At 71.9% G+C, this 3,561-nt stretch carries 4 protein-coding genes; 1 reads left to right on the forward strand and 3 read right to left on the reverse strand.

Annotated elements, in window-relative coordinates; translation table 11 throughout:
* Window positions 1-1,130: NAD(+) synthase (locus tag RIF89_RS12255; RefSeq protein ID WP_309069388.1), on the reverse strand; the 1,130-nt coding region annotated here is incomplete at its 3' end.
* 88 nt (window positions 1,131-1,218) lie between these two features.
* Here RIF89_RS12255 and RIF89_RS12260 point away from each other — a divergent pair.
* A complete protein-coding gene (locus RIF89_RS12260; RefSeq protein WP_309069389.1) occupies window positions 1,219-1,998 on the forward strand; it encodes a glycosyltransferase family A protein in 780 nt (259 codons plus the stop codon).
* Here the strand turns inward: RIF89_RS12260 and RIF89_RS12265 are convergent.
* Both RIF89_RS12265 and RIF89_RS12270 read right to left on the reverse strand, forming a co-directional pair.
* On the reverse strand, window positions 1,978-2,652 hold the full coding sequence (locus RIF89_RS12265; RefSeq protein WP_309069390.1) for a response regulator transcription factor: 675 nt from the start codon (window positions 2,650-2,652) through the stop codon (window positions 1,978-1,980). The genes RIF89_RS12260 and RIF89_RS12265 overlap by 21 nt on opposite strands.
* A partial coding sequence (locus RIF89_RS12270; RefSeq protein WP_309069391.1) for an ATP-binding protein occupies window positions 2,645-3,561 on the reverse strand: 917 nt, incomplete at its 5' end. The genes RIF89_RS12270 and RIF89_RS12265, both read right to left, overlap by 8 nt.

The following is a 3,561-nucleotide window of genomic DNA, read 5'->3' on the forward strand; positions in this document are numbered from 1 at the left end:
AGAGCATGCGTCGAGTCGAGCCCGCCGCTCACACCGATGATCGGCTTGGGGTCGCCGATCGCCCGCATCCGCTGCATGAGACCCGCGACCTGGATGTTGAAGGCCTCGTAGCAGTCCTGCGCGAGCCGTGCGGGGTCGTCCGGAACGAACGGGAAGCGGTCGAGGTGCCGCTGCAGGCCGATGTCACCCGTCGGCGGCTGCAGCGCGAAGGGGATCGTGCGGAACTGCGGACCCACCGTGCGGCGATTGTCGTCGAACGTCCCCTGCCGGATACGGTCCTGACGCAGGTGGTCGAGATCGACATCCGCGATCGAGCGACGCGGCCCGTCGGGGAACCGCTCGGTCTCGGCGAGCAGGTTGCCGCCCTCGTAGATCATGGTCTGGCCGTCCCACGAGAGGTCGTTCGTCGACTCGCCCATGCCGGCGGCGGCATAGACGTAGGCGGCCAGGCACCGCAGCGACTGCGACTTGCACAGGTCCTTGCGGTCCTCGGCGCGCGCGATCGTGATGGGGCTGCCCGACAGGTTCAGCAGCACGGTCGCGCCCGCCAGTGCCGCGGTCGCCGACGGCGGGATCGGCACCCACAGGTCCTCGCACACCTCGACGTGAACCACGAGCCCCGGCACATCCGTCGCGTCGAACAGCAGATCGGGGCCGAACGGCACCTCGGCGCCCGCCACGGTGATCGTGCCGCGCTGGTCGTCTCCCGGTGCGTACCAGCGGCGCTCGTAGAACTCGCGGTACGTCGGCAGGTAGGACTTCGGCGCCACGCCCAGCACGCGTCCGCGGTGGATGATCACCGCGCAGTTGTAGATGCGATTGCGGTGAGCGAGGGGGGCGCCGACCACGAGCATCGGCAGCAGGTCGCGCGACTCGTGCGCGATGCGGGCGATGGCCTCGTCCACGGCATCGAGCAGCGCATCCTGCATCACGAGATCGTCGATCGCATACCCGGACAGGCACAGCTCGGGGAACAGCGCGACCGCCACCGACTCGTCGTGGCACTCGCGCGCGCTATCGAGCACGTGCTGCGCGTTCGTCGCCGGATCCGCGATCGCCAGCGGGATGGTGCACGCCGCGACGCGGGCGAACCCATGGGCATACGCGTTCGTGAAGTCGAAGTCGCTCACGCGTTCAGTCTGGCACGCACGTCAATCCCGTTCCCGGGGCTTGCGCCGCGGGCGAGAATCGTTGCACCGGTCGAGAGGAAGCGAGCCGATGCGCATTTCCGTGGTGGTGCCCGTCCGGGACGACGCCCGGCTGCTGGAGCGGTGCCTCGCGGCTCTCGCGCGGCAGAGCCGTCCGGCGGACGAGATCGTCGTCGTCGACAACGGCAGCAGCGACGACAGCGCAGCGGTCGCGCGTGTGGCGGGCGCCCGCGTCGTGGTGGAGCCAATGCCGGGCATTCCGCGCGCCGCATCTGCGGGGTACGACGCTGCGACCGGCGAGCTGATCGCGCGCATCGACGCCGACACCGTGTGTCCGCCCGACTGGGTGGCGAGGATCGAGGAGCACTTCGCCGGCGATCCGTCGCTCGACTTCCTCACCGGCGACGCGCGCTTCGCGGACACCGTGCCGTGGGTCGACTGGATCGGCCGGCACTTCTACATCGGGTCGCTCTACCGGGTGATGTCGCCGCTGCTCGGTCACCCGCCGCTGTTCGGTTCGAACCTCGCCATGCGCGCGGAGGCCTGGCGGCAGCTGAGCGCCGAGGTCCATCGCGACCGGCGCGACATCCACGATGACATCGATCTCGCGCTGCACGTCCGGCCCGAGATGACGGTGCGCCGCGATCGCGAGCTGATCGTCGACGTGGCGGCGCGGCCCCTCACCGATCCGCGCTCGCTTCTGCGTCACGTGTGGTGGGTCGTGACCACCCTCGCCCTGCACGGCTGGGCGGATGCGCCGTGGCGCCGCCGCGCGCGGCGGCGGGCGGCCGCGTCGAGAGGCTCCGCGCAGAAGCCGACGCCGCCCGCGCTACAGCAGCCGGCGGGCTGAGGCCCACGCTGTGAGCTCGTGCCGCGATGACAGCTGCAGCTTGCGGAGCACGGCCGAGACGTGGGACTCGACCGTCTTGATCGAGATGAACAGGTCGGCGGCGACCTCCTTGTACGCGTAGCCGCGCGCGATCAGGCGCATGACCTCCTGCTCGCGCGCCGAGAGCCGGTCGAGCTCGTCGTCGGTCGCCGCCGTCTCGCCCGCCGCGGCGCCGAACGCGTCGATCACGAATCCGGCGAGGCGCGGCGAGAACACCGCGTCCCCGTCCGCGACCGTGCGCACGGCCCGCGACACCTCGGACCCGGATGCGCCCTTCGTGATGTAGCCGCGCGCGCCGGCGCGGATGACTCGCACCACGTCCTCGGCGGCGTCCGAGACGCTCAGCGCGAGGAACCGCGTGTCGGGGGAGAGCGGCGCGGCGCGGCGCAGCACGGCCTCGCCGCCCGTGGCCTCCGCCTCGGCACGGTTGCCTTCGCCGAAGGGAAGGTGCACGTCGAGCAGCACCACATCCGGCTGTCGCGCGGCGATCACGGCAACGGCCTCGGCGACATCCGCGGCCTCGCCGACGACGTCGATCTCGCGGTCGAGATCGTGGCGCAGGCCGGAGCGGAAGATGGAGTGGTCGTCGACGATGACCACGGTCAGGTCAGCCACGCGCGCCTCCCCCGGGGAAGCGGATGTGCACCTGCGTGCCGACGCCGCCCGCGCCCGGCGCGACCGACGCCGAGCCGCCGACCCGGCGCAGCCGTCCGATGATCGACTCGCGCACTCCAAGACGGTCCGCCGGCACCGCCTGCGGATCGAAGCCGGGACCGCGATCGCGCACGTAGACGTCGACCGATCCGGGCGAGCCCTCGATGTAGACCGACACCTCGCCGCCCGCGTGCCGCGCGGCGTTGAGCATCGCCTCGCGCGCGGCCGCCGCGACCTCGCCGCTCGCGCGCTCGGTGGACGTTCCCGCCGACACGATCGTCATCGCGACCTCGTAGTCGAGCTCGAGCGCCGATCCGTAGTCGCGCAGGTCGGTCGCGAGGTCGCTGTCGGCCGGGGTGTCGCCGTCGTAGAGCCATGCGCGCAGCTCGCGCTCCTGGGCGCGGGCCAGGCGTCCGGCCTCGCTCGACGCGCCGGCGCGGTTCTGGATCAGCGCCAGCGTCTGCAGCACCGAGTCATGCAGGTGCGCGGCCATCTCGGCGCGATGCTCGTCGCGGATCGCCTTGATGCGCGCCGTCTGCAGCTCGCGAAGCCGGGTCACGAGGTTCGGCGTCCACACGAGCGCGGCGCAGACCATGGCGCCCAGCGCGCTGACGAGCATCATGAACCAGAAGTTCTCGCGCCCGTTGTCGGCCGCGTCGAGGAACAGCGGCACGGCGGCGAGGGCGAGGACGGTCGCGACGATCCGCGCGCCCACGTCGTGACGCTCACCGCGGCTGGGGTCGCGCCGGTCGACGAGCGCGGACCACACGCCGGCGGTGAGAGCGAGCGCGACCGCGAGGTAGATCGGGATGAGCGTGGCCGGGGGCAGCCATGCCCGCCCGGTGCCGTTGTGATAACGACCGATCGAGA

Source organism: Microbacterium sp. (genome assembly GCF_031178525.1).
Lineage (GTDB): Bacteria > Actinomycetota > Actinomycetes > Actinomycetales > Microbacteriaceae > Microbacterium.